The sequence below is a fragment of the Anaerofustis sp. genome, assembly GCF_019420015.1.
Taxonomy (GTDB): domain Bacteria; phylum Bacillota; class Clostridia; order Eubacteriales; family Anaerofustaceae; genus Anaerofustis.
Genome location: NZ_JAHZIA010000017.1, coordinates 1 through 22636 on the forward strand (window position 1 = coordinate 1; position 22636 = coordinate 22636).

The 22636-nt window shown below is 34.1% G+C and carries 18 protein-coding genes and 1 riboswitch; of the genes, 15 read left to right on the forward strand and 3 right to left on the reverse strand.

Annotated elements, in window-relative coordinates:
* Window positions 1–270: 270 nt before the first annotated feature.
* Complete coding sequence (locus QZ357_RS04150; protein ID WP_290772170.1) at window positions 271–645, reverse strand: TIGR04086 family membrane protein; 375 nt, start codon at window positions 643–645, stop codon at window positions 271–273.
* 121 nt (window positions 646–766) lie between these two features.
* Here QZ357_RS04150 and recJ point away from each other — a divergent pair, with 121 nt between their 5' ends.
* The 3 genes from recJ to QZ357_RS04165 are packed head-to-tail and all read left to right on the forward strand — an operon-like array spanning window position 767 to window position 4289.
* The gene (gene recJ, locus QZ357_RS04155; RefSeq protein WP_290772171.1) at window positions 767–3148 is read left to right on the forward strand and encodes a single-stranded-DNA-specific exonuclease RecJ; all 2382 of its coding nucleotides are present in this window, start codon (window positions 767–769) and stop codon (window positions 3146–3148) included.
* A gap of 11 nt (window positions 3149–3159) precedes the next feature.
* Complete coding sequence (locus QZ357_RS04160; protein WP_290772172.1) at window positions 3160–3675, forward strand: adenine phosphoribosyltransferase; 516 nt, start codon at window positions 3160–3162, stop codon at window positions 3673–3675.
* A 17-nt stretch (window positions 3676–3692) separates the two neighbouring features.
* Entirely contained in the window at window positions 3693–4289 is a 597-nt protein-coding gene (locus tag QZ357_RS04165) for a hypothetical protein (RefSeq protein ID WP_290772173.1), read from the forward strand.
* A gap of 72 nt (window positions 4290–4361) precedes the next feature.
* Here the strand turns inward: QZ357_RS04165 and ileS are convergent, their stop codons facing one another.
* Both ileS and QZ357_RS04175 read right to left on the reverse strand, forming a co-directional pair.
* Window positions 4362–7460 (reverse strand): isoleucine--tRNA ligase, encoded by a 3099-nt coding sequence (gene ileS, locus QZ357_RS04170; protein ID WP_290772175.1) that lies wholly within the window; start codon window positions 7458–7460, stop codon window positions 4362–4364.
* A 98-nt stretch (window positions 7461–7558) separates the two neighbouring features.
* The gene (locus QZ357_RS04175) at window positions 7559–8203 is read right to left on the reverse strand and encodes an HAD hydrolase-like protein (protein WP_290772178.1); all 645 of its coding nucleotides are present in this window, start codon (window positions 8201–8203) and stop codon (window positions 7559–7561) included.
* 210 nt (window positions 8204–8413) lie between these two features.
* Here QZ357_RS04175 and sigK point away from each other — a divergent pair, with 210 nt between their 5' ends.
* From sigK to tyrS, 12 genes are all read left to right on the forward strand, one after another.
* Window positions 8414–9115 carry an RNA polymerase sporulation sigma factor SigK gene (sigK, locus tag QZ357_RS04180; RefSeq protein WP_290772180.1) on the forward strand — a complete coding sequence of 234 codons (702 nt, stop codon included), beginning with the start codon at window positions 8414–8416 and terminating at the stop codon, window positions 9113–9115.
* A gap of 235 nt (window positions 9116–9350) precedes the next feature.
* On the forward strand, window positions 9351–10370 hold the full coding sequence (locus tag QZ357_RS04185; RefSeq protein ID WP_290772181.1) for an ATP-binding cassette domain-containing protein: 1020 nt from the start codon (window positions 9351–9353) through the stop codon (window positions 10368–10370).
* A gap of 1 nt (window position 10371) precedes the next feature.
* Window positions 10372–11031 carry a methionine ABC transporter permease gene (locus QZ357_RS04190; protein ID WP_290772183.1) on the forward strand — a complete coding sequence of 220 codons (660 nt, stop codon included), beginning with the start codon at window positions 10372–10374 and terminating at the stop codon, window positions 11029–11031.
* 21 nt (window positions 11032–11052) lie between these two features.
* Window positions 11053–11871, forward strand: a complete 819-nt coding sequence (locus QZ357_RS04195; RefSeq protein WP_290772185.1) for a MetQ/NlpA family ABC transporter substrate-binding protein — start codon at window positions 11053–11055, stop codon at window positions 11869–11871.
* 141 nt (window positions 11872–12012) lie between these two features.
* A riboswitch (cobalamin riboswitch) is annotated at window positions 12013–12204 on the forward strand.
* A 166-nt stretch (window positions 12205–12370) separates the two neighbouring features.
* Window positions 12371–16141 (forward strand): PQQ-binding-like beta-propeller repeat protein, encoded by a 3771-nt coding sequence (locus QZ357_RS04200; protein WP_290772188.1) that lies wholly within the window; start codon window positions 12371–12373, stop codon window positions 16139–16141.
* Window positions 16129–16788: a DUF4430 domain-containing protein gene (locus tag QZ357_RS04205; protein WP_290772191.1), complete on the forward strand. Its 660-nt coding sequence runs from the start codon at window positions 16129–16131 to the stop codon at window positions 16786–16788. The genes QZ357_RS04200 and QZ357_RS04205 overlap by 13 nt, the downstream gene beginning before the upstream one ends.
* Window positions 16764–17393: an ECF transporter S component gene (locus tag QZ357_RS04210; RefSeq protein WP_290772195.1), complete on the forward strand. Its 630-nt coding sequence runs from the start codon at window positions 16764–16766 to the stop codon at window positions 17391–17393. The genes QZ357_RS04205 and QZ357_RS04210 overlap by 25 nt, the downstream gene beginning before the upstream one ends.
* A gap of 2 nt (window positions 17394–17395) precedes the next feature.
* A complete protein-coding gene (locus QZ357_RS04215) occupies window positions 17396–18286 on the forward strand; it encodes an energy-coupling factor transporter transmembrane component T (protein WP_290772198.1) in 891 nt (296 codons plus the stop codon).
* Window positions 18277–19176, forward strand: coding sequence for an ABC transporter ATP-binding protein (locus QZ357_RS04220; RefSeq protein ID WP_290772201.1), 900 nt, complete (start codon window positions 18277–18279; stop codon window positions 19174–19176). The genes QZ357_RS04215 and QZ357_RS04220 overlap by 10 nt, the downstream gene beginning before the upstream one ends.
* A gap of 53 nt (window positions 19177–19229) precedes the next feature.
* Window positions 19230–19826, forward strand: a complete 597-nt coding sequence (locus QZ357_RS04225) for an ABC transporter ATP-binding protein (RefSeq protein ID WP_290772202.1) — start codon at window positions 19230–19232, stop codon at window positions 19824–19826.
* A gap of 94 nt (window positions 19827–19920) precedes the next feature.
* A complete protein-coding gene (gene proS, locus QZ357_RS04230; RefSeq protein ID WP_290772203.1) occupies window positions 19921–21357 on the forward strand; it encodes a proline--tRNA ligase in 1437 nt (478 codons plus the stop codon).
* Between the two features lie 15 nt (window positions 21358–21372).
* Window positions 21373–22596, forward strand: coding sequence for a tyrosine--tRNA ligase (gene tyrS / locus QZ357_RS04235; RefSeq protein ID WP_290772204.1), 1224 nt, complete (start codon window positions 21373–21375; stop codon window positions 22594–22596).
* The last annotated feature ends 40 nt before the right edge of the window (window positions 22597–22636 follow it).

Consider the following 22636-nt stretch of genomic DNA (forward strand, 5'->3'; position numbering starts at 1 on the left):
TTCAAAATATTTTATGTCTCTTAGTCCTGTTATTGCGCATTTAGTCATTATATGCTTCTCCTTTTTATATTGAAATTTAAAAAGCATTTATTGTGATCTTCGAAGTGGTAATTATGTGTAAAGCTTTCTTGTAAAATTTCAAAAATTTGAATAACATTCTCTTTAAAAAGATAACTTTATGTCGATACGAAATTTGTAAAATTATGTATAAAAAAACAAATTAATAAAATTTTTATATCAAAATAAAAAAAACCGGTTGTTAACCGGTTTTTATTTTTTTAAGTTCGCTCCGAAGATTCCCCCTATGACAGATATTAAAAGAAGCAAAGGAATACGTATGAGAAATTTGGAAATTATAAAGTTTTGAGAATTTATGAGTATGTTTATCAGAAGCAGTATTCCTATAAAGATGAGCCCGCTGAAAACTCCGTAAAGATATCCTTTTCCTGAAACCTTTTTCCCTGCATGCACACTTGAAATGAACAGACTCAAATTCAGAAGTATGTATAACCCTCCGGATTGTACATTAATCGGGAAATCAAAGAAATACATAAAAAGAGAAAATACAAACACACTGATAATCGCGAAAATACTTCCGATAATAACGGCGTGAGTTAAACTTGTGATATTGTTATTTTTTGCCATTGTAAAATAAAATCCTTTCATCAGTTTTATATTAAATATTTATTACTTTCTTTGTTAATTCATTACAATTTTTAAAATTATGTGTTAAAATCAATAATATTATTTTTTTAGGAATATGTATATGGAATATAAAATTTTTAAACAAAAAAGCTCGGAAAGTATAAATTATGATTTTATAAACAATTTAACAGAACAATTCGACATATCTTATTTAAGTGCTTTATTGCTTAATATTAAAGGGTTTACTACTCTTGGGGAAGTGGAAAAATATTTGTATCCAAAGTTGGATGATTTATATGATCCTTTCTTATTTAAAGATATGAAAAGGCTTATTGATAGACTAAAGAAAGTAATTTGCAATAGAGAAAAGGTCGTGATATTTTCTGATTATGACTGTGACGGAGTTACATCCGGTGTTATTTTATATAAAGTTTTAAATTTTATGAACATCGATGTCTCAATAGTGATTCCAAACCGATTTACAAACGGGTATGGCTTAAATGATGAGAGTATAGATATAATTATCGAAAAGAATCCTTCTTTGGTTATAACGACGGATAACGGCATTACTTCGGTGGAAGAGGTTGAAAAATTAAAGGAAAAGGGTATTGATGTTATTATAACGGATCATCATACACCTCCCGCTAAGCTCCCGGATGCATATTGTATAATAAATCCAAAAGCGGAAAAAGGAGGGTATCCCTTTACTGAACTTTGCGGTGCCGGGGTTGCTTTTAAAATAGCATACGGAATCATAAAATATTTTGAGTTGGATTTTAATATTAATGAAATTCTCATTTTTGCCATGATAGGTACCATTGTAGACATTGTGCCGTTAAAAAGTGAAAACAGAATAATCGCAGCCTTAGGTTTAGAGCTGTTAAAATATACTGATAATAAAGGCTTGTTATCCTTGATAAAAAAATCTGAGCTTGATATAAATAATATAAACTGCGGTAATATTGCTTTTCAGATAGGTCCCAGAATAAATGCAGCGGGGAGACTGGATGATGCAATGAAAGCTGTAAGATTGTTTTTAAGCGATAATGATGTTGAAATTGAAGAATTATCTTCATTGCTTTGTGCTTTTAATGACGAAAGAAAAGATATAGAAGAAAGCATATTCAACGAAAGTGAGCGGTTAATCGAAGAAAATGCGTTATTAGAAAACTCTTCTATTTTGTATATTTTAGGAGAGGATTTTAATGAAGGTGTAATGGGGGTTGCCGCGAGTAAAATATCAGAAAAATACAACAGACCGGTCGTAATCATGGCTAAGGGAGAAAATAATATTATAAAAGCTTCATGCAGAAGTATAGTAGGGTTTGACATTTTCGAATGTCTTAATGACAGTAAAGATTTGTTTGAAAAATTTGGAGGACACAGTGCTGCGGCAGGTTTCAGTATAAAGATAGATAATCTGCAAAAGCTTATCAGTAAAACAAACGAGTATGCACGTAGCAGGAAAATCGAAAATTTATTTTATAAGCGTGTATATTATGATACTGTTGCAATACCGTCTAATTTAAATATAAAAACTGCTTTGGAGCTTGAAAAATTTGCTCCTTTCGGAGTCGGTAATTCAAGAAGTGTACTTATATTAAAAAATGTTAAAATTAACAATGCGAGAGCAATAGGTAAAAATAATGCACATCTTAAAATGAGTGTTCTGTATAATGGCAATTATTATGATGCAATAGGTTTTTCTCTCGGACATTATATTGAAACATATGATTTTTCGAAGACATTTGATATTGTTTTTAATATGTCAATAAATTCGTATAAAGGGATGGAAAAGCTTCAGCTTGAAATAAAGGATATAGATTATCATAATTTGAATTTAAAAGAATTTGACAAGGCATACTATAATTATTTTATTGAAAATTTAAATTCTAAAGAATATTTTTATCCTGATGGGGAGTCTTTAAAATATTCATTTGAAACCATAATAGACGAATATAAAGATAATGTTTTAGTAGTATATAATAAAGATACTTTTTTAAGGGCAATAAAGTTTTTAAGATATAAAAACTGTGATTATAGTATTTCCTATAATATACTAAGAAAAGAAAAAGGAAAAGTTAATTTGTTGGTTTTGCCAAATGAAAAAATATCGGAAGATGAAGTAATAATACTTGATAGACCTGAGTTTAACGATTTTGAAAGAGATGTGTATGACAATGTAAAAATTAAGTATATGAAAACTTCGAGGATAGTAAGCAATGTTAAGATAACAAGAAAGTTTTTTTTGTATCTTTATAAGAAATTTAAATTGTTGCTGGTAACTGACAATGATATATATTCTTTTATAGAAAACATAAAAAACGAAAGCGACATAGAGCTTAATTATTTTACGGTTAGGTTAGCTCTTGACATAATGAAAGAGATGAATATATTGAATTATTCTTTAGAAAATGATAAACTTAGTTTGTCGTTTAAAAAAATAAATTCAAAAAGCGATATAGAGAAAACAAAAATTATGAAAAAATTAAATTTAAGATAGGGGATATAACATTGGATTTAAAAAGTAAAATTAGAGTTATAGAAGATTTTCCGAAAAAGGGTATAAGTTTTAAAGATATTACCACTCTTATTAAGGATAAGGATGCGTTAAAAGAAGCTATAGACAGATTATGTGATTTTATAGATGATGATATTGATATAATCGTAGGACCGGAATCAAGAGGATTTATCTTTGGTACAGCAGTTGCGTATAAACTCGGAGCGGGTTTTGTTCCTGTTAGAAAACCCGGAAAATTGCCGGGAGAGACAGTGAGCTATACTTATGATTTGGAATATGGAACGGACACTATAGAGATACATAAGGATGCCATCAAAAAGGGTGATAAAGTTGTTATTGTTGACGATCTTATTGCTACGGGAGGAACATTGGAAGCAAGTGCAAAAGCAATAGAAATGCTCGGAGGAGAAATTGTTTCAATAATTGCTTTGATGGAGCTTACCGGTCTTAAAGGCAGAGAGAGACTGTATAATTATGACGTACATACATTAATAGAATATGAATTTTAATATAGGAAGTGAGAGTTATGATGACACCTAAATTATTGCATACTATATATACTGTATGTGTATATATTGCTCTTTTCGGGATTGCAATATTTGCAATTTTAAAAATAACAAGAATCAGGAGTAATAAAGGTAAACCGAATTTGGATGAAAACATAGTTCAAAACAACAATCCCAAGATACTTACATTGAGTCAAAACCAGCTTAGTAAATCGTTAACGGTAAGATATTTTTCTATTTTTACAATTTCCGGATTTCTGTTGGTATTTGGATTTATGGGTATACAAACACTGGCGAATCATATAACAATGCGTCCAAGTATTGTTATAAGCGTATTACTGGGGCTTACAGGGCTCGTTATTTTTGCTCTTGTGGAATATGCAATTGATTTGATGGTAAAGCATGATGCAATATTTTCTGCGAATACAGTCGGTTTGGAGGCTTTGGTCTCAAAAGATATTAAAGCAAAAAGAGGCGGAAGCGGTAAAGTAAGATTATCGATTAATGATAAAGTCGTTGAATTTGATGCGACGACAAATGCAGAAGTTACCTTAAGAAAAGGATCTAAAGTTACTATAACAAACTCGATAAGCGATACGAGTGTTGTAGTTGAATAATTTTATTTTATTTCTGATATAACATTTTTACATTGTTTATAAAAAAATAGACTCTTTAAAGAGTCTATTTTTTTAGTTACGTTTTAATGTAATAACGGCTTCTTGGTCATTTAATTTAACTTTGTTTCCGTCATTTTGTGAATAAAGTATGTTGTCGCATAAAGTTTCCTTTTTCAAGTATTCTTCAAACTTCTCTATTGAACTTTTAATCGTATCACTACAATCTATGGTTATATCAATCCTGTCCGTAACTTCATAATCATTATTTTTTCTCATCTGTTGTACTTTTGAAATTACTTCTCTCACATAACCTTCCTTGATTAAATCTTCATCAAGGTTTGTATCCAAGATTACGAATAAGTTGTCTTGTTTTTGAACATTGAAACCTTCTTTCGCTTCTGTTCTTATTTCAACCCATTCTTTCTTAATCATTAATGGACCTTCAGGTGTATCAAGTGTTACCTCATCGTTTTTATCAAGTTCATCAATTACCGCTTTTGCATCACAGCTATTTAATGCTGCAACGGCTCTTTTAACGTCTTTGCCTAAAATTTTACCTGCAACCTTAAAGTCTAATTTTAGAATAAAGTTCATGTATTCCTCAAGGTTTTCAGGGAATGTAACTTCTTTTACGTTAAGTTCTTCTTTGATTAAATCCGTTAAATCTCCGATAACTTCTTTATCAGCTCCGTAAACCAAGATATCTCTTACTGGCTGTCTTACTTTTATGTTTGCTTCTTCTCTGGCACTTCGTCCGAGAGATACAAGCGTTCTTACCAAATCCATTTTAAATTCTGTTTTTTCATCAATCAATGATTCGTTGGCAATAGGATATCTTTCGATATGAACCGATTCTTTTTCTGTAAGTTTTCTGTATATTTCTTCTGAAATAAACGGAGCAAAAGGTGCGATTAATTTGCATAATCCAACCAAAACTTCATAGGTAGTGTTGTATACGGCTTTTTTGTCGTTGTCTAGTTCGCTTGCCCAAAATCTTCTTCTGCACCTTCTTATATACCAGTTTGATAGATCTTCATTGACAAAATCCTGTATTCTTTTAACTGCTTTTGTATGTTCATTAATTTCCATATCATCAGTTACTGCTTTAACAAGGTTATTGTATTTTGATAAAATCCATAAATCTATTTCATCTCTGTCTTTATATTCAACAAAGAATTCTCTTGGGTCTACATTGTCTGTATTTGCATACATAACAAAGAATGTATAAACGTTCTTTAAGGTATTGAAGAATTTAGAAATAACTTCCTTTAATCCTTCTTCGTCAAATTTAGTTGGAGTCCATGCAGGAGATACATATAATAAATACCATCTAAGTGCATCGGCACCGTATCTGTCAAACAAATCAAATGGGTCAACTGTGTTTCCTTTTGATTTGCTCATCTTTTGTCCGTTTGCATCAAGGATTAAGTCATTTACAAGAACGCTTTTATAAGGAGCTTTTTTCATTATAAATGTTGATATTGCAAGAAGAGAATAGAACCATCCTCTTGTTTGGTCGATTCCTTCGCAAATAAAGTTTGCAGGGAATTGTTCTTCAAATTCCTCTTTGTTTTCAAAAGGATAGTGCTGTTGTGCAAAAGGCATTGAGCCTGAGTCAAACCAACAGTCTATGACATCTTTTACTCTGGTCATGGTTTTTCCGCACTTATCGCATTTTATATGAATGTCATCAACATAAGGTCTGTGAAGTTCTATTGTTTCGTCTATATTTTCTATAGCATCTTCGACAAGTTGTTTTCTTGAGCCTACGCTGTGTAGATTTCCGCATTCGCATCTCCAAATGTTAAGAGGTGTACCCCAGTATCTGCTTCTTGATATCGCCCAGTCTTTTACATTTTCAATCCAGTTACCGAATCTTTTTTCTCCTACGAAATCAGGATACCATTTTACCGTATTGTTTGCGGCAACGAGGTCATCTCTTAGTTTAGTCATTTCGATATACCAGCTTGGCTTGCCGTAATAAAGAAGTGGTGTTTTACATCTCCAACAATGTGGATAATTATGTTCTATTTTTTGTTTTTTAAATAATAAATCATGTTCTTTAAGATATTTGATTATATCTAAGTCAGCATCTATTACGAATGTACCTTTCCATGGTGTTTCTAAAAATTTGCCGTCTTCTCCGACAGGATTTAAAACAGGAAGGTTATACTTTCTCGATACATTGTAGTCATCTTCACCGAATGCAGGCGCTATATGAACAATACCTGTACCGTCTTCGGTAGAAACAAAATCTCCAAGAATAACATAATGAGCTTTTTTGCCGTTTGGTACTTTTACGAAGTCCAATAGCTGTTCATATTCTGTATATTCAAGGTCTTTACCTTTCATTTCTTCTATTAGCTCATAATCTTCGCCTATAACTGTATTTAGCAGTGATTTTGCAAGTATAAAGGTTTCACCTTTTGCTTTTACTTTTACATAATCTATATCTGCTCCCACACAAAGAGCAACATTTGAAGGTAAAGTCCAAGGTGTTGTTGTCCATACTAAAAAGTATTCGTCTTTATCCTTTATTTTGAATGCCACGTATACAGAGTTGGATTTTATATTTTGATATCCCTGTGCAACTTCGTGAGATGCAAGTCCCGTTCCGCATCTAGGGCAGTAAGGTAAAATTTTATGGCCTTCGTAAATTAAACCTGCGTCAAAAAATTCTTTTAAAATCCACCACACTGATTCTATATAATTATTATCAAGAGTAATGTAAGGATTATCCAAATCTACGAAATAACCCATTCTTTTTGTCATTTCTCTCCAAAGGGCTTCATAAGTAAATACACTTTCTTTACATTTTTTGTTAAATTCGGCAATACCGTATTTTTCTATGTCGCCCTTACCGTTCATATTCAGTGTTTTTTCAACTTCTATTTCAACAGGAAGCCCGTGTGTGTCCCAGCCAGCTTTTCTTTTTACTCTATATCCTTGCATGTTTTTAAATTTGCATACACTGTCTTTCAATGTTCTTGCTATTACATGATGGATTCCCGGTTTCCCGTTTGCTGTAGGCGGTCCTTCGTAAAATACAAAGTTTTCACATCCTTCTCTTGTTTCAAGGGATCTTTTTAGTATATCGATATCTTCCCAATGATTCGATATTTCTTTTTCCATATCTTTGACGCTATTTTTATTTAAATCTTCAAAAACCATATTGTACTCCATTTCTTTATTAATGCTGTTTTTCGCTTTTCCTTAAATTATAATTTTATATATTTACATAACCAGTGTCAAGGAAAAAACATTAAAAACTAACCTAAAATTATATTTGCGATTTCATCCGGAGAGCTTGCAATATAAGTAGGTTTGCTTTCTTTGATTTCTTCCAGATCACCGTATCCGTAAAGTACACCTATTGTATCTAAGTTGTTCTCTTTTCCTCCCATAATGTCTGGATGTTTATCGCCTATCATGATACATTCTGATTTGTTATCTATATTCATTTCGTTTAGGCATATTTTTATAAAGTCACTTTTAGTTCCTCTTGTTTGATACAAATCGTTTGCTTGTATCGTTTCAAAATAATTAAGTATGCCTACGTGTTCCATTTCAATCAAAGCGGATTTTTCGGGTTGGCTGGTTGCCACTGACATTTTAATGCCTTTATCTTTTAGTAATTCCAGTGTGCTTATCATATTATCAAATACACGGCATTCATAAACTCCTTTTTCAAAGAAGTATTTGTTGCCTATATCCACTGCATCTCTTGCTTGTGTTTCGCTTAATCCGTAGTCGTTTACCAATCTTCTTGTTAGTGGTGGACCTATTAGTGCTTTTATATTTTCGTCACTTTCAAATATTCCTGCATGATTTAAAGAGGCTTTGAACATTTTTACTGTACCTTCTGATGTGTCTATCAATGTTCCGTCCAAATCAAAAATAACATATTTGTACATATTGCTTCTCCTAAAAATAATTACTGTTAAATTATATAATAAAAAGTTCTAAAAATAAAGTTTTATCACTGCTAAGCAATGTGTTTTGAGAAGATTATATGGGTTTTAACAAAAGCAAATTCAAAATTTTATTTTATGTGTAGGATTTGATATGGGTACAAGCAAGATTTATATTTTTTCTTCATATAGTTAGTTTATGGGGGTGATTTTATGTTAGGTTTTTTAGGGATTTTGGATTTGCTTCAACAAGTGCTTATATTTTTAGGGTATTTTTCATCCAGTGAATCTTTCCCCAAACCACTAAAAAAAGAGGAAGAGATTAAATATTTTAAGTTGTTTAAAGAAGATAATGATAATGCTGCGAAAGAAAAGCTTATTAATCATAATTTAAGGCTTGTTGCCCATGTGAGTAAAAAGTATTCATCTTCAAATATTTCCAAAGACGATCTTATTTCTATCGGAATTATAGGGCTGATTAAGGGAATTAATTCATTTGATTACAATAAAGGAACCAAATTTGCCACGTATGCTGCCAGATGTATTGATAATGAAATACTTATGGCACTAAGAAGCGAAACCAAAACGGCATCGAATGTATTTTTGGAAGATTATATAAGTTTTGATGAAGAGGGGAATAATATATCTTTGCTTGATATTCTTGCCACCGATGAAGATGATGTTAACAGTAAAGTCAATCTAAAAGTCGAAAGTGAGTTTTTATACAAAATAATGGAAGAAGTCCTTACTGACAGGGAGAAAGAAATTATATATTTAAGATACGGACTTAAGGGCAAAAAGAGTTATACTCAAAGAGAAGTAGCCGAGATATATGGTATATCCAGGTCATATGTTTCCAGAATAGAAAAAAAAGCGGTCGAGAAAATTGCTTTTGCATTTAAAAAAAAATATTAAAACGCTTTAGGGCGTTTTTTTATTTTATTTTGATATAGCTTATTTCTATATCAAGATATAAAAAAATAGAATTAACATATAATGGGGATATGTGCTATACTATAAAAAATCATCTTTGAATATTATTATAGTTAAAATTAAAATATTGTTATTCAGATTAAAATATATATAAAGTTATGTTATAATCAAATTTAAATGTTTATAAAAAAATCAAAGAATAAGGAATGAAGAAATAATGGATTTGAGAAGTGAAGAATATCCGATTATAAAAATTGAAAATTTGTATAAAACCTTTTATTCCAAAGACGGGGAAGTTAATGCATTAAAAGATATAAATTTGGAAATAAACAAAGGTGAGATTTACGGAATTATAGGTATGAGTGGGGCAGGGAAAAGTACCCTTGTAAGGTGTATAAATTACCTTGAGAAGCCGACAAAAGGAAGAGTTTTGATAAGTGGTAAAGATTTATCGGTGCTTAGTGACAAAGAGCTTAGAGAAGTAAGACATTCGATCGGTATGATTTTCCAGCAGTTTAATCTTCTTATGCAGGATACGGTAATTAAAAACGTGATGTTTCCTTTGGAAATAACAGGAATGAAAAAAGAAGATGCACAAAGAAGGGCTTTGGAATTGCTTGATATGGTGGGACTTAGCGAAAAAGCAAATGCTTATCCTGCAAAGTTAAGCGGAGGACAAAAGCAGAGAGTTGCTATAGCTCGTGCCCTTGCTTCAAATCCGAGCGTACTGCTCTGTGATGAAGCAACATCTGCACTTGACCCTAACACCACATCTTCAATACTGGAACTTTTAAAAGGTATTAACCAAAAATTAGGTATAACAATAGTAATTATCACTCATGAAATGAGTGTTGTTGAAGAAATATGTACTCATGTGGCTGTTATTGAGAATTCGATGATTACGGAAACAGTCAGTGTTGAAGAAATATTTACTCATCCTAAGAGTAACTGGGCAAGAAATACTATAAATCCCGACAGTAATAAAATGAGTAATGATTTGAAAAGCAATTCACTCAGAATTGTTTTTGACGGAAGCACTACTCACGAACCTGTTATATCTGATATGATTTTGGAACTCGGCATAAAAGTTTCTATCCTTTATGCAAATGTTAAAGATATAGAAGGAAAAGCTTTGGGGCAGATAGTCATAGAAATTCCAAAAGACGAAGAAGAAAAAAGAAAAGTTATGGAATATTTAAACAGAAAAAATTTGGTTGTAGAAAGGATGGATAAATAGTATGTTAGGCAGTGCTGAATGGCAGATGATAGGAATGGGAGTGCTTCAAACATTGTATATGACCATAGTTTCTACGGTTATAGCATATATTATAGGGCTTCCCATGGGAGTTTTGCTGGTCACATCGGCAAAAGGCGGAATAAAAGAAAACAGATTTATATATAAATTCCTGGATATTCTTACGAATATCTTGAGAAGTATTCCTTTTTTGATATTGCTTGTTTTGTTGATTCCCGTAACGAGACTGATTGTCGGCACAACTATAGGTTCTACGGCAACTATCGTACCTCTTGTTATAGGAGCCGCGCCTTTTATTGCAAGGATGGTTGAATCTTCTCTTAAAGAGGTTGACAGAGGAGTTATAGAAGCCTCTCTTTCTATGGGAGCTTCTCCTTTTCAAATTGTAAAGAAAGTTTTGATAAAGGAATCAATGCCGTCTTTGTTGGTGGGGTTTGCAATATCAATAACGACAATACTTGGATACTCCGCTCTTGCCGGATTTGTAGGCGGTGGCGGGCTCGGTGATATAGCCATACGTTACGGTTATTACAGATACGAATCGAGTATTATGATTATAACGGTTATATTGCTGGTTTTAATAGTTCAAATTCTTCAGGCAATGGGTACAAAGTTTGCGGTGAAGATTGATAAAAGAATATAAGATATATAAAGGAGAAAAAACATGAAAAAATTACTTGCTGTTTTATTAACCGGTGTTTTGGCTTTCGGATTTTTGACAGGATGCGGAAGCAAAGGCGGGTCTGATGACAAAGTTATAAAGGTGGGAGCAACAGCTGTTCCTCATGCTGAAATTTTAAATGCAATTAAAGACGATTTGCAAAAAGAAGGATATACGTTGGAAGTTACTGAGTTTACTGACTATGTTCAACCAAATAAAGTCGTTGACGACGGAACTTTGGATGCAAACTTTTTCCAACACAAGCCTTATATGGATTCATTTAATGAAGAACAAGGTACAAAGCTTGTTTCAGTAGGTACAGTTCATTATGAACCTCTTGGTATTTATGCCGGCAAATCTAAAGATTTGAAAAATATACCGGAAGGGGCAACAATTGCGGTTCCAAATGATACAACAAATGAAGCCAGAGCTTTACTTCTTCTTGAAAAAAACGGAGTTATAACTCTTAAAAAAGATGCGGGACTGAATGCGACTGCAAAAGATATTGAGCAAAATCCTAAAAATGTAAAAATTCAAGAATTGGAAGCCGCTCAAATCCCTAAGAGTTTACAAGATGTTGATTTTGCTGTAATTAACGGTAATTATGCTATGGAAGCTGGATTAAGCGTTAAGAAAGATGCTCTTGCTATTGAAACTGCAGACAGTGAAGCCGCAAAGACATATGCAAATATTCTTTGTGTAAAAGAAGGAAATGAAAATACCGATAAAACAAAAGCTTTGTTAAAGGCACTTCAATCTGAAACCGTTAAGAACTTTATTGATGAAAAATATGACGGAAGTGTTGTAGCTATTTTTGAATAGTATATGAAAATAAAAAGACAGCGATGTGCTGTCTTTTATTTTTTATGAATTTAATATATTTTTTCTTGAATTTTGAATAGAAATATATAATGATAATATATCTGCATATTTTATCATTATTTGACATTGTAAAAGATAGATGTTATTATGAATCATATTAGTTTTGGCATTTGCCAAATTAAAAGGGAATGCAGTGCAAATCTGCAGCAGCTCACTCTACTGTAATGAAGGGCGAAAACCAAGAGCCACTGCCGAAGATATAACTTTGGTGGGAAGGCGGTGAGTAGATATGCTTTCTAAGCCAGGAGACCTGCTAATTAATATATTGTAGAATCTTTCGGTGAGGGAAAAGTATACAAAAATAAATGATTCAACTTAAGTATGAAAATTGATTTTATGTATGTAAAAGGATAGCCGAATGGTTATCCTTTTTTTCGGCGATAAGCAGTTAAATACGATAGATTCTGTTTTTTATTCAAAGATAAAAGGAGATAGGCAGATGAGGAGAGAGAATTTTAAAATACGTTTATTAAGTCTGATTTTGGTTTTTGTGTTTCTTGTAGGAAATATATTCGGCGTTTTTAATCAGAATATATCGATTGTAAGAGCACAAACGGATAATCAGGCTGCAGCAACAGACAACATAGATGAAGATGTGACAGGGAGTAAGGGGGATACAAAAGAGGAGGAATCTTCAACTGAAGAAACGAAGCCCGATGAATCCCTTACAGAAGACGAAAAAACAGATCAAACGGATGTTAAAAATGATGAAGTAGAAAAAAAGGAAGCTGATAAATCGAAAGATTCAGTTTCTTCCGGTTCTGAAGTTAAGGGGAAAAATACTGATAAAAAGAACTTTTTAGAAAACAAAAAAACAAAAGAGAAAAAGACTACTGAGAAAAAAGATGCAAAATCTGGTATGGAGCTTACTGCGGTTTTGCGTGTTGACGGTTACGGAAAGAGGGGAACCTATCCTGTCAGTGTTACTCTTCCGGATAAATATAAATCATTAAAAGAATACGGTTTGGATGGGGAAAAAGATCCTGGATATTATACGCCTCTTCATTTAATGGCACAGTATTGTATAGACCATGGAATTGACCCTGCGGACAGTGTAAACGGGATTAATATAAACGCCGGGTATCTTCAAAATTTTCTGGGAATAAAATCAAATAAAAATACCTTTTTTATGTTTGAAATAAATAATATGTACCCGTCAAATAATTCCGGCACTGGATATACTTTAGGTGATTATCCTTTGAAAAATGGAGACTTAGTTGTTTTGTACGATTGGTTTTGGTCTGATACTTCCGCATATGCTTATTTTACGGAAGAGAATATGACGGCTACGAAAGGCGAGCCTTTTACCGTTACTCTTAAACAAAATGACGGTATGAGTACACAAGTAGCTGGATGTGAAGGTACTGATATTATAATTGAGGATGTAAACGGCAATGAACTACAGAAAGGTACTGATTATACTCTCAGCGGAAAAACAGATTCTGACGGTAATGTGTCGGTTACGATTGCCAAAGAGGGAACTTATATATTAACCGGAGAAAGAAAGAATGGGCAGGGAAATCATGAATTAAATCGTCCTTATGCAAAAGTAATCGTAGGAAAATCTTCAATCATATCCGATGAAGAGGCAGTCAGAAAAGCCAAAGAAGAATTGTCGGTAAAAGGTGCGGATGCAGTAGGGGACAGTATTATTCTTCCGGATGTCGGCAATTATGCGACAAGTCTTAAGTGGGAATTAAAATCTCCTGATAAAGACGGGAAATATGTAGCTGTTTCTTCCGGTACAAAATGGCAATTTTACCGTCCTGTAAAAGATGATGTTAAGATTACTTTAACTGCAACGATTCAAAAGGGTTCAGCCTTTGATACAAAGGATATCGTCCTTACATTGAAAGGGAAAATACCAAGGTTAGCAAATATACAGGTAAATCACGGAACGTTAGAGTTTGATTCCAATAAACGGGATTATGAAATTTATGTTCCTAAAAAAGACGATCAAGGTAACGATATAAAAGAACTTGAGATTACTGTTGATTCCGGAGAATGTTCTCTTGTTTGGATTAATTCCTCAATGGTCTTCGGATCGAAGAAGATATCGTTGAATGATGATAAACCTACAGTGATTACCATAGAAGGACAGGTCAACAGTACAGTCGACGGAGGTCAGTCTTATAAAGATACAGCGGCGATAATTACCGTAAAAAGAGGAAATCCGGGTAAGCCTCTTCCTGAGCTTCCGAATATTTCGTGGGGGCAACATCTGGGTAATAAAGATAACAATGCCCTGGTGGATTATAAAACTCCGACAGGAAAAGGAGAGCTTTTGTGGGAGAGTTTTTCAAATGCTCCTGACAGCTGGGGTAGTGTTTATGCGGGGACCCCTATTTTGATAAACGGTAATATATATGCAGTACGTAACAACAAAATTGAAATGTTGGATTCAAAGACCGGTAAGGTAAACGGATCTGCGGATTTGTATTCTCAAATTGGTTATTACAGTAATATCATTTATGGGGGAGGTATGATTTTTGTTCCCCTTGGAAATGGGATGATACAGTGTTTTAATGCCTCAACTCTTCAGTCTCTCTATTTATTGAACAGTCCTGCGAATACAGGAGCAACTTATAATGTATACGGGGCGATGCATTACGAAAACGGCAGGTTGTATGTAGGGTATTCTGACGGTGCATGGTCGAACCCTGTAGGATGTTATGCCGCTTATGATACAACGGATTTAGATGTGGATGACGAAAAGGAATACATCGATCCTTTGTGGGTAAGCGAAAATGCAAACGGGCAGAGTTATTACGGTTCCGGTGCCGTTACTGTTGATGATAAAGTGGTTATTGCCGGGGATAGCGGTATTGTTTATGTTTTAAACAGCATAACAGGTAAAGAGATTTCGTCATGTCAATTAGACGGGCAAGTCAGAGGTCCTTTGGTATATGCCAAAGATTATATATGGACTGCAACAAATGCAGGAAATATATATAAGTTGTCTCTTGACAGCTCAGGTAATATTAAAGTTGTATCAAAAGGAGAGTTACCATTAAGTACAACTTCTTCTCCTGTGGTTTATTCCGATAAAATTTATATTACGGGAGGAACATTTACAGACGGTGGATTTTTTGCGGTATATGATTTAGACTTGAATTTGTTGGCGAAGAAGAAGACTCCAAGTGCTTTAAATACTCCTACGGTAACAAGTGCATATGATGATGTATATGCTTACTTTACTGAAAACGGTGAAAAAGGCAGTCTTTATATGGCTAAGGTTACAAGCACTAATAAAATTACTGTTACGGAGATTTATACTCCTGAGCATAAACAGTATTCTATGAGTAAAGTCGTTGTCGGTGCTGACGGAACTTTATATTATAGTAATGATTCGGGGTATCTTTTTGCTATTTGTGCAAGTTCTACAGGAAATACGGATGACGGAAAAGATGATGATAAAAATGAAGGTAAAGATGAAGGAAAAGACATTGATAAAAAGGGAGAACATAATAAGAGCAAAGATGTAAAGGGAGAAAAAAACAAGGCTAAGAACATTTCACAGGGTGTAAAAACCGTAAGGGTAAATGCTGCAACGGGAGAAAAAACATCCTTTGAAGACAGCCTTATAAAAGCGGTTATAAACAGTGGGAAAAAACATGAAAATATTCTTACAGTTAATAATCCTCCGGATACGGTAGGAAGAGAAGTGTTTGCAGAGCTTGTAAAATACCCAAATCTTCGTTTGGTTTTTAACTGCGGAACTTATACTTTAAGTATCAAAGGTTCGGATATAACTGATACAAAAGCATCTCTTACAACGAAACTTATAGAAATGGAAAAGTCTCCTATAAAAGATAGAACTGAGTACGGTAATTATAAACAGTTTGCCTTTGTTCAGGAAGGACCTCTTCCGGGAAAGGTTACTGTGGTTTATAAGCTTGGTAAAGAATTTAAGAGTTCGAAAGGGTTATATCTTTACGATACTCTTGGAGGGGGAGAAGTAAAAGAAGTAGTGTTTGAAAGTCCGTATGCGATGTTTACTTTGGATCATGCAGGAACTTATATACTTTCGGATTCAAAGAGTGGAGCTTTGGAAAGAAGTATTACTGGTACATCCGGTAATGTGAAAGTTGAAAAAAATGTTATATGGTTATATTTGGTACTTGGGGTAGGTATAGGTGCATTAATTGGCGGAATAATTACTGCCAGTGTGATTCATAGAAGAAAGAGAGAAGATACATGGGAAAAATAAGATATAATATTATTGTTTTTGCATTACTTTCAATATTCCTTTTGACCGGTTGCAGTGGGCAGAATATGTCTGGGCAGAATCAAGATAAGACTGTCTCAAAGCAGATATCAGAAAATGTAAAAGATAAAAGTGAAGGAATTCCTGATGATCTTATTCCTAAAGATGCAAAGAAAGAAAAGAATGATGATTCAGGTGTTATGGAGATTGTAGAATCTGACGGCACTGTGCATAAAGCGGTTAATAGTGATTTATCTGGTAAGAAAAATAAGAATGTCAAAGGGAGCGGAAACAATGGTTCTTCTCAAAATATTAATTCGGGAAGTTCTTCAGGTTCCTTTGATAGCTCAAAGAAAGTGATAGAGATTAGCTTTTCTATTGATTCTTCAAATGCCGACAATTCGGTTTCGTATTCAGCGGTTATGACATTGGATGCCGGATCTACGGTTTATGATGCCCTTGCCGCATCGGGGATAAGTCACAGCGGTAAAAGTTATGTAAGCTCAATCGGCGGTTTGAGTGAAAAGATGTTTGGCTCTCAAAGCGGATGGAAGTATTATGTAAATGGTTCTTCACCGAATAAGAGTTGTGTAAATTATACATTAAAAAACGGAGATAGGGTACAATGGCGTTACGTACTGAAGTCTTAAAAATTATTGTGCCTGTTTTTCTTATATTATTGCAAATAATTTTCTTTATAATATTTGAAATAAAAAAACCAAAGCCGAGAGACCTGATTCCGATTGCGGTTTTAAGTGTGATAGGAGCTCTTGGTCGTACTATTTTTTCCGTTATTCCGAGTTTTAATCCCAATAGTGCGATTGTGATAATTTCAGGTATGTATTTGGGACCTGTTGCCGGATTTCTTACCGGCTCTTTGTCTGCCCTTGCAAGCAATATGCTTCTTGGGCAAGGTCCTTGGACTCTTTGGCAGATGACAGCATGGGGATTTATAGGATATTTTGGAGGAGTCTTTGAAAAGCGGGGTGTATTTTCATCTCGTTTTATGTTATACAGCTTTGGTTTTATTGTGAGCGTTTTTTTTGGGTGGTTTATGAACCTTCAATATTTGATTGGTTATGTGAACCCTTTGACGTGGACGGCGATAACTGCGGCGTGTGTTTCCAGTTTCCCTTTTGATTTGACTCATGGTATATCTACTGTTTTATTTTTGTTGTTTTTGGAAAAATCATGGGGGAGAAAGCTTACAAGGTTGAAAGTCAAATACGGAATTTTAGAAACAAGGGGGAACTAGATATGCATATTCGTTCGTATACAATTTTTTCTACATTGCATCCATCGGTTATTCTTTTTTATGTATTGGGTGCCCCTGTTCTTTCCATGCTTGGTATGCATCCTGTATTCTTGCTTGTGGAATTTGTGTGCGCAATATGCGTACACTTGTTTTATTTGGGAACACGTTCTACGTTAGATGGTTTAAAAGGTGTAATGATTTTATTACTTGTGGTGACATTACTGAATATGCTTACAAATCCTATGGGTGTGACGGAGCTTTTTAAAATAGGCAGCAGATTATTTACATTGGAGAGTTTGGGATATGGTTTGACTTCGGGATTGATGTTGGGAGTTGTAATATTGTGGTTTCGGTGTTTTACGGCTCTGGTTTCAAATGATAAGTTTTTATATCTGTTTGGAAGAAAGTTTCAAACAACAGCACTTCTTTTGTCAATAATTTTAAAATTATTTCCTGAAACACATTATAAGATAAGATGTATAAAACTTTCGGAAGATATGGATATAAATAATAAAAAGGAATCTTTGAAAAAACGTATTCAACGCAGTATGAGGCAGGTATCATCTCTTTTGGAGTGGAGTATGGAGGATGGTATTGAAACAGCGGATTCTATGAGAGCAAGAGGGTACGGAGAAAGAAGAAGAGGTTGTTATCAAAAATTTTGTTTTGGTGCATTTGATTTGAAAATACTAATATGTCTTATTTTATCATATTCTTTGTCTATATTTGTATTGTTTATGCAAATTCGCAAGTTTAGTTATTATCCGAAGATTATTTGGCATATTGAGCATCCTGTATTGATTATATTCGGTTTTTTTATGATGATATTTTTCTTGTTGATGCCTATATGGCTTGAGATATTAAAGAGAGGAGGCTCAAAACGATGGGTATAATGGAAGTTAAAGATTTGAGCTTTTCGTATCCTAAAGGGAGAGAAGTCTTGAAGGATATAAATTTTACTGTTGAATTCGGTGAGTTTGTTGTTATAAGCGGTCCTTCAGGTTGCGGTAAAACAACACTTCTCAGGTGTATGAAGTCCCAGATATCTCCGAAAGGAAATAAAAAGGGGAGTGTTACTTCTTTTCCTGCGTCGGATGTAGGTTATGTGTTTCAAAATCCGGAAAATCAGATTGTGACGGATACCGTTCGTCATGAACTTGCTTTTGGGCTTGAAAACTTGGGACTTTCGACAGATATCATTCGTAAGAGAGTAGCTGAAACAGCTTTATTCTTTGGAATTGACGAATGGATTGATGCATCTGTATATGAGATTAGCGGAGGTCAGAAACAATTATTAAATTTGGCATCAATAATTGCCATGAGACCTAAGGTTTTGCTCTTGGATGAACCTGTTTCTCAGCTTGATCCGCTAGCTAGGAAGAACTTTTTGGATGTTTTGGTTAGGGTTAACCGTGAGCTTGGAATTGCTGTTATTTTAAGCGAACACAATATGGGGGAAATCCTTCCTCTTGCGGATAGAGTGATTCATATGAAAGACGGAGTGTTTCAATATATAGGAGATGTTCAAGGGTATATAAGTTATATTTTAAAGGAAGAAAAGGAATATGCAGGAATACTTCCTGCTTCTGTAAGAATTGCGTCCAGTCTAAATGCTAAGGAAAAACAATATCCTCTTACAGTTCGGGAATGCAGAAAATATTTGTCGTCGTACTGTATGGAAAAAGGTGAAAAAGAAAAGGAATGTTTGAAGGATATATATGAGCTTCAATATTGCAATGAGAAAAGAAACATAAATAAAGCCGCAAGAATGTCTGCCTGCTGATTGACCATATTTGGTTTCAGTATCAAAAACAGACCCCATTTGTATTAAAGGGGTTGACTCTTCGTATTGAAAGAGGGGAATTTCATGTTATTCTTGGAGGGAACGGGAGCGGTAAAAGTACTTTACTATCTATTCTCGGAAAACGTATGTATGCAAGCAGAGGAAAGATAAGACTTGGTAAAGATAAAAAAATGCCTAGGATTGCACTTTTGACACAAAACCCCAAGGCTATGTTCTCGATGGACAGTGTGAAAGAAGAACTTAACGCTGCGGGATGTAAAGATGAATTGATACACTCTTTTGGACTTTCCTCTCTTTTTGATCAACATCCTTATGATTTAAGCGGTGGGGAACAGCAACGTTTAGGGCTTGCTATGGTTCTTTCAAAGGAGCCGGATCTTTTGCTTCTTGATGAGCCTACAAAAGGGCTTGATATGGAAGCGAGAAATGAAATCGGAAATTATTTGAAGAGGTATGCAGAGTTGGGGCATACAGTGATTTGCGTTACTCACGATTTAGAATTTGCTTATGCATATGCTGATGTATGCAGTCTTTTGTTTGAAGGGGAGATTCTTTCTACAGAATCTGCGAGGAGTTTCTTTAGCGACAATGCATTTTATACCACGGATATACACAGGATTTTGAGATAACGTGTGATATTAATAGCAATTTATAGTGCATTTTAAACTTAGTTATGCTATAATATTTAATTGATTAAAATTATAAAATGTAGGAGAGAAGAAAATGGGTAAGAAAAAAAAGGTAGAAGCTATAACCCCAATGGGCGAAGACTTTGCTCGTTGGTATACAGATGTAATAACTAAAACGGAAATGGTTGATTATGCCCCCGTAAAGGGCTTTATGGTTATTCGTCCTTACGGTTATGCACTTTGGGAAAACATTCAGCAAGCCTTTGATAAAAGATTCAAAGAAACAGGACATCAAAATATGTATTTCCCGTTACTTATCCCGGAAAGCTTTTTAAATAAAGAAAAAGAACACGTTGAAGGATTTGCACCGGAAGTTGCATGGGTAACACACGGAGGAGAAAACGAATTAGCGGAAAGATTATGCGTGAGACCTACCAGTGAAACGATAATATGCAGTATGTATGCAAAATGGTTAAAATCATACAGACAGCTGCCATTTTTATATAATCAGTGGGCAAACGTAGTAAGATGGGAAAAGACAACAAGACCTTTTCTTAGAACAAGCGAATTTTTGTGGCAGGAAGGTCATACAGTTCACGCCACATTTGAAGAGGCTCAGGAAGAAACTCTTCAAATGATAGACATATACAGAGAAATTTGTGAAGAGTATCTTGCAATGCCTGTTGTTGTAGGTCAAAAGTCAGAAAAAGAAAAATTTGCGGGTGCTCACGCAACATACACAATTGAAGCATTAATGCACGACGGACAGGCTCTACAAAGCGGAACAAGCCATAACCTTGGAGATCACTTTGCAAAGGCTTTCGAAATTAAGTTTTTAAACAAAGAAGAAAAAGAACAATATGCATATTCTACATCTTGGGGTGTATCGACAAGATTAATCGGTGGAATAATAATGGTTCATGGGGATGATTACGGATTAGTACTTCCTCCAAAAATCGCACCGACACAAGTAGTTATTATTCCTATCGCACAACACAAGGAAGGAGTGCTCGACAAAGCAAAGGAATTAAAAGAAGCACTAAAAGACTTTAGGGTAACCCTTGACGATAATGATGCTTATTCTCCTGGTTGGAAATTTAACCAATGGGAAATGAAAGGTGTTCCTGTAAGAATTGAAATAGGACCAAAAGATATTGAAAAGGGACAATGTGTAATTGCAAGAAGAGATACATCAGAAAAAATCTTTGTTCCGCTAAATGAAGTGGAAACAAAGGTAAGAGAACTTCTTGATGAAATTCAAGCAAACTTATATAACAAGGCTTTAAAACACAGGGAAGAACACACAAAACAAGCAAAGGATATGGAAGAATTTAAGAAGGTTCAAAGCGAATCTCTTGGGTTTGTAAAAGCTATGTGGTGCGGTTGCAGAGAATGTGAAGATAAAATCAAAGAAGAAACAGGTGCTACACTTAGATGTGTTCCTTTTAATCAAGAAGATATTGGCAGTGACACATGTGTATGCTGTGGTAAAAAAGCAGATAAACTTGCATACTTTGCAAGAGCATATTAATTGGGAGAAATAAAAATGACTTTATACGAAGAATTAGTAGAAAGAGGTCTAATCGCTCAAGTAACGGACGAAGAAGAAATAAAAGAACTTATAAATAATGGAAAAGCAACTTTTTATATAGGGTTTGACCCAACGGCAGACAGCCTTCATGTAGGACACTTCATGGCTCTTTGCTTGATGAAAAGACTTCAAATGGCAGGAAACAAACCTATTGCACTTGTAGGCGGCGGTACCGGTATGATAGGAGATCCTTCGGGAAGAACAGATTTAAGACAGATGATGACTGTCGAAACGATAAATCATAACTGCGAAAGATTTAAAGAACAAATGAGCAGATTTATTGATTTTTCTGATGGTAAAGCATTAATGGTAAACAATGCTGACTGGCTTAGAGATTTAAACTATATTGATTTTATAAGAGATATAGGTTCTCACTTTAGTGTAAATAGAATGCTTACATTTGAATGTTACAAACAAAGAATGGAAAAAGGCTTAAGCTTTCTTGAGTTTAACTATATGATAATGCAAAGTTATGATTTTTACAGACTATATAAAGATTATGGCTGTAATATGCAATTCGGTGGTGATGACCAGTGGAGCAACATGCTTGGCGGTACAGAACTTATCAGAAGAAAGCTTGGCAAAGACGCTTATGCAATGACAATAACTCTTCTTTTAAACTCAGAAGGAAAGAAAATGGGTAAAACAGCGTCAGGGGCTGTATGGTTAGACAAAGAAAAAACATCTCCATTTGATTTTTATCAGTACTGGAGAAACGTATCAGACGAGGATGTTATTAAATGCTTAAAGATGTTAACATTCCTTCCGTTAGAAGAAATTAAGAAAATGGAACAATGGCAAGGAAGTGAACTTAATAAAGCAAAAGAGATTTTAGCTTATGAACTTACTGAGCTTGTTCACGGTAAAGAAGAAGCCGACAAAGCAAAAGAAGCTGCAACAGCTCTTTTTAAAGGCGGCGTAAGCAGTAACAACATGCCTTCGACAGATTTGGCAAAAGCCGAATTAGAAGAGGAACCTTCTTTACTCGATGTTATGATTAAAGCAGGTTTAATACCTTCAAAAAGCGAAGGAAGAAGACTTATAAAACAAGGTGGCGTAAGTGTAAATGATGAAAAAGTAACAGACGTAAACAAAACCTTAACACCTGATGATTTCAGTGATGGCGAAATGATAATAAAGAAGGGCAAAAAGGTATATCATAAAATAAATTTAATTTAAAAGAGCATCTTATGATGTTCTTTTTTATTTGAAGTTAAAG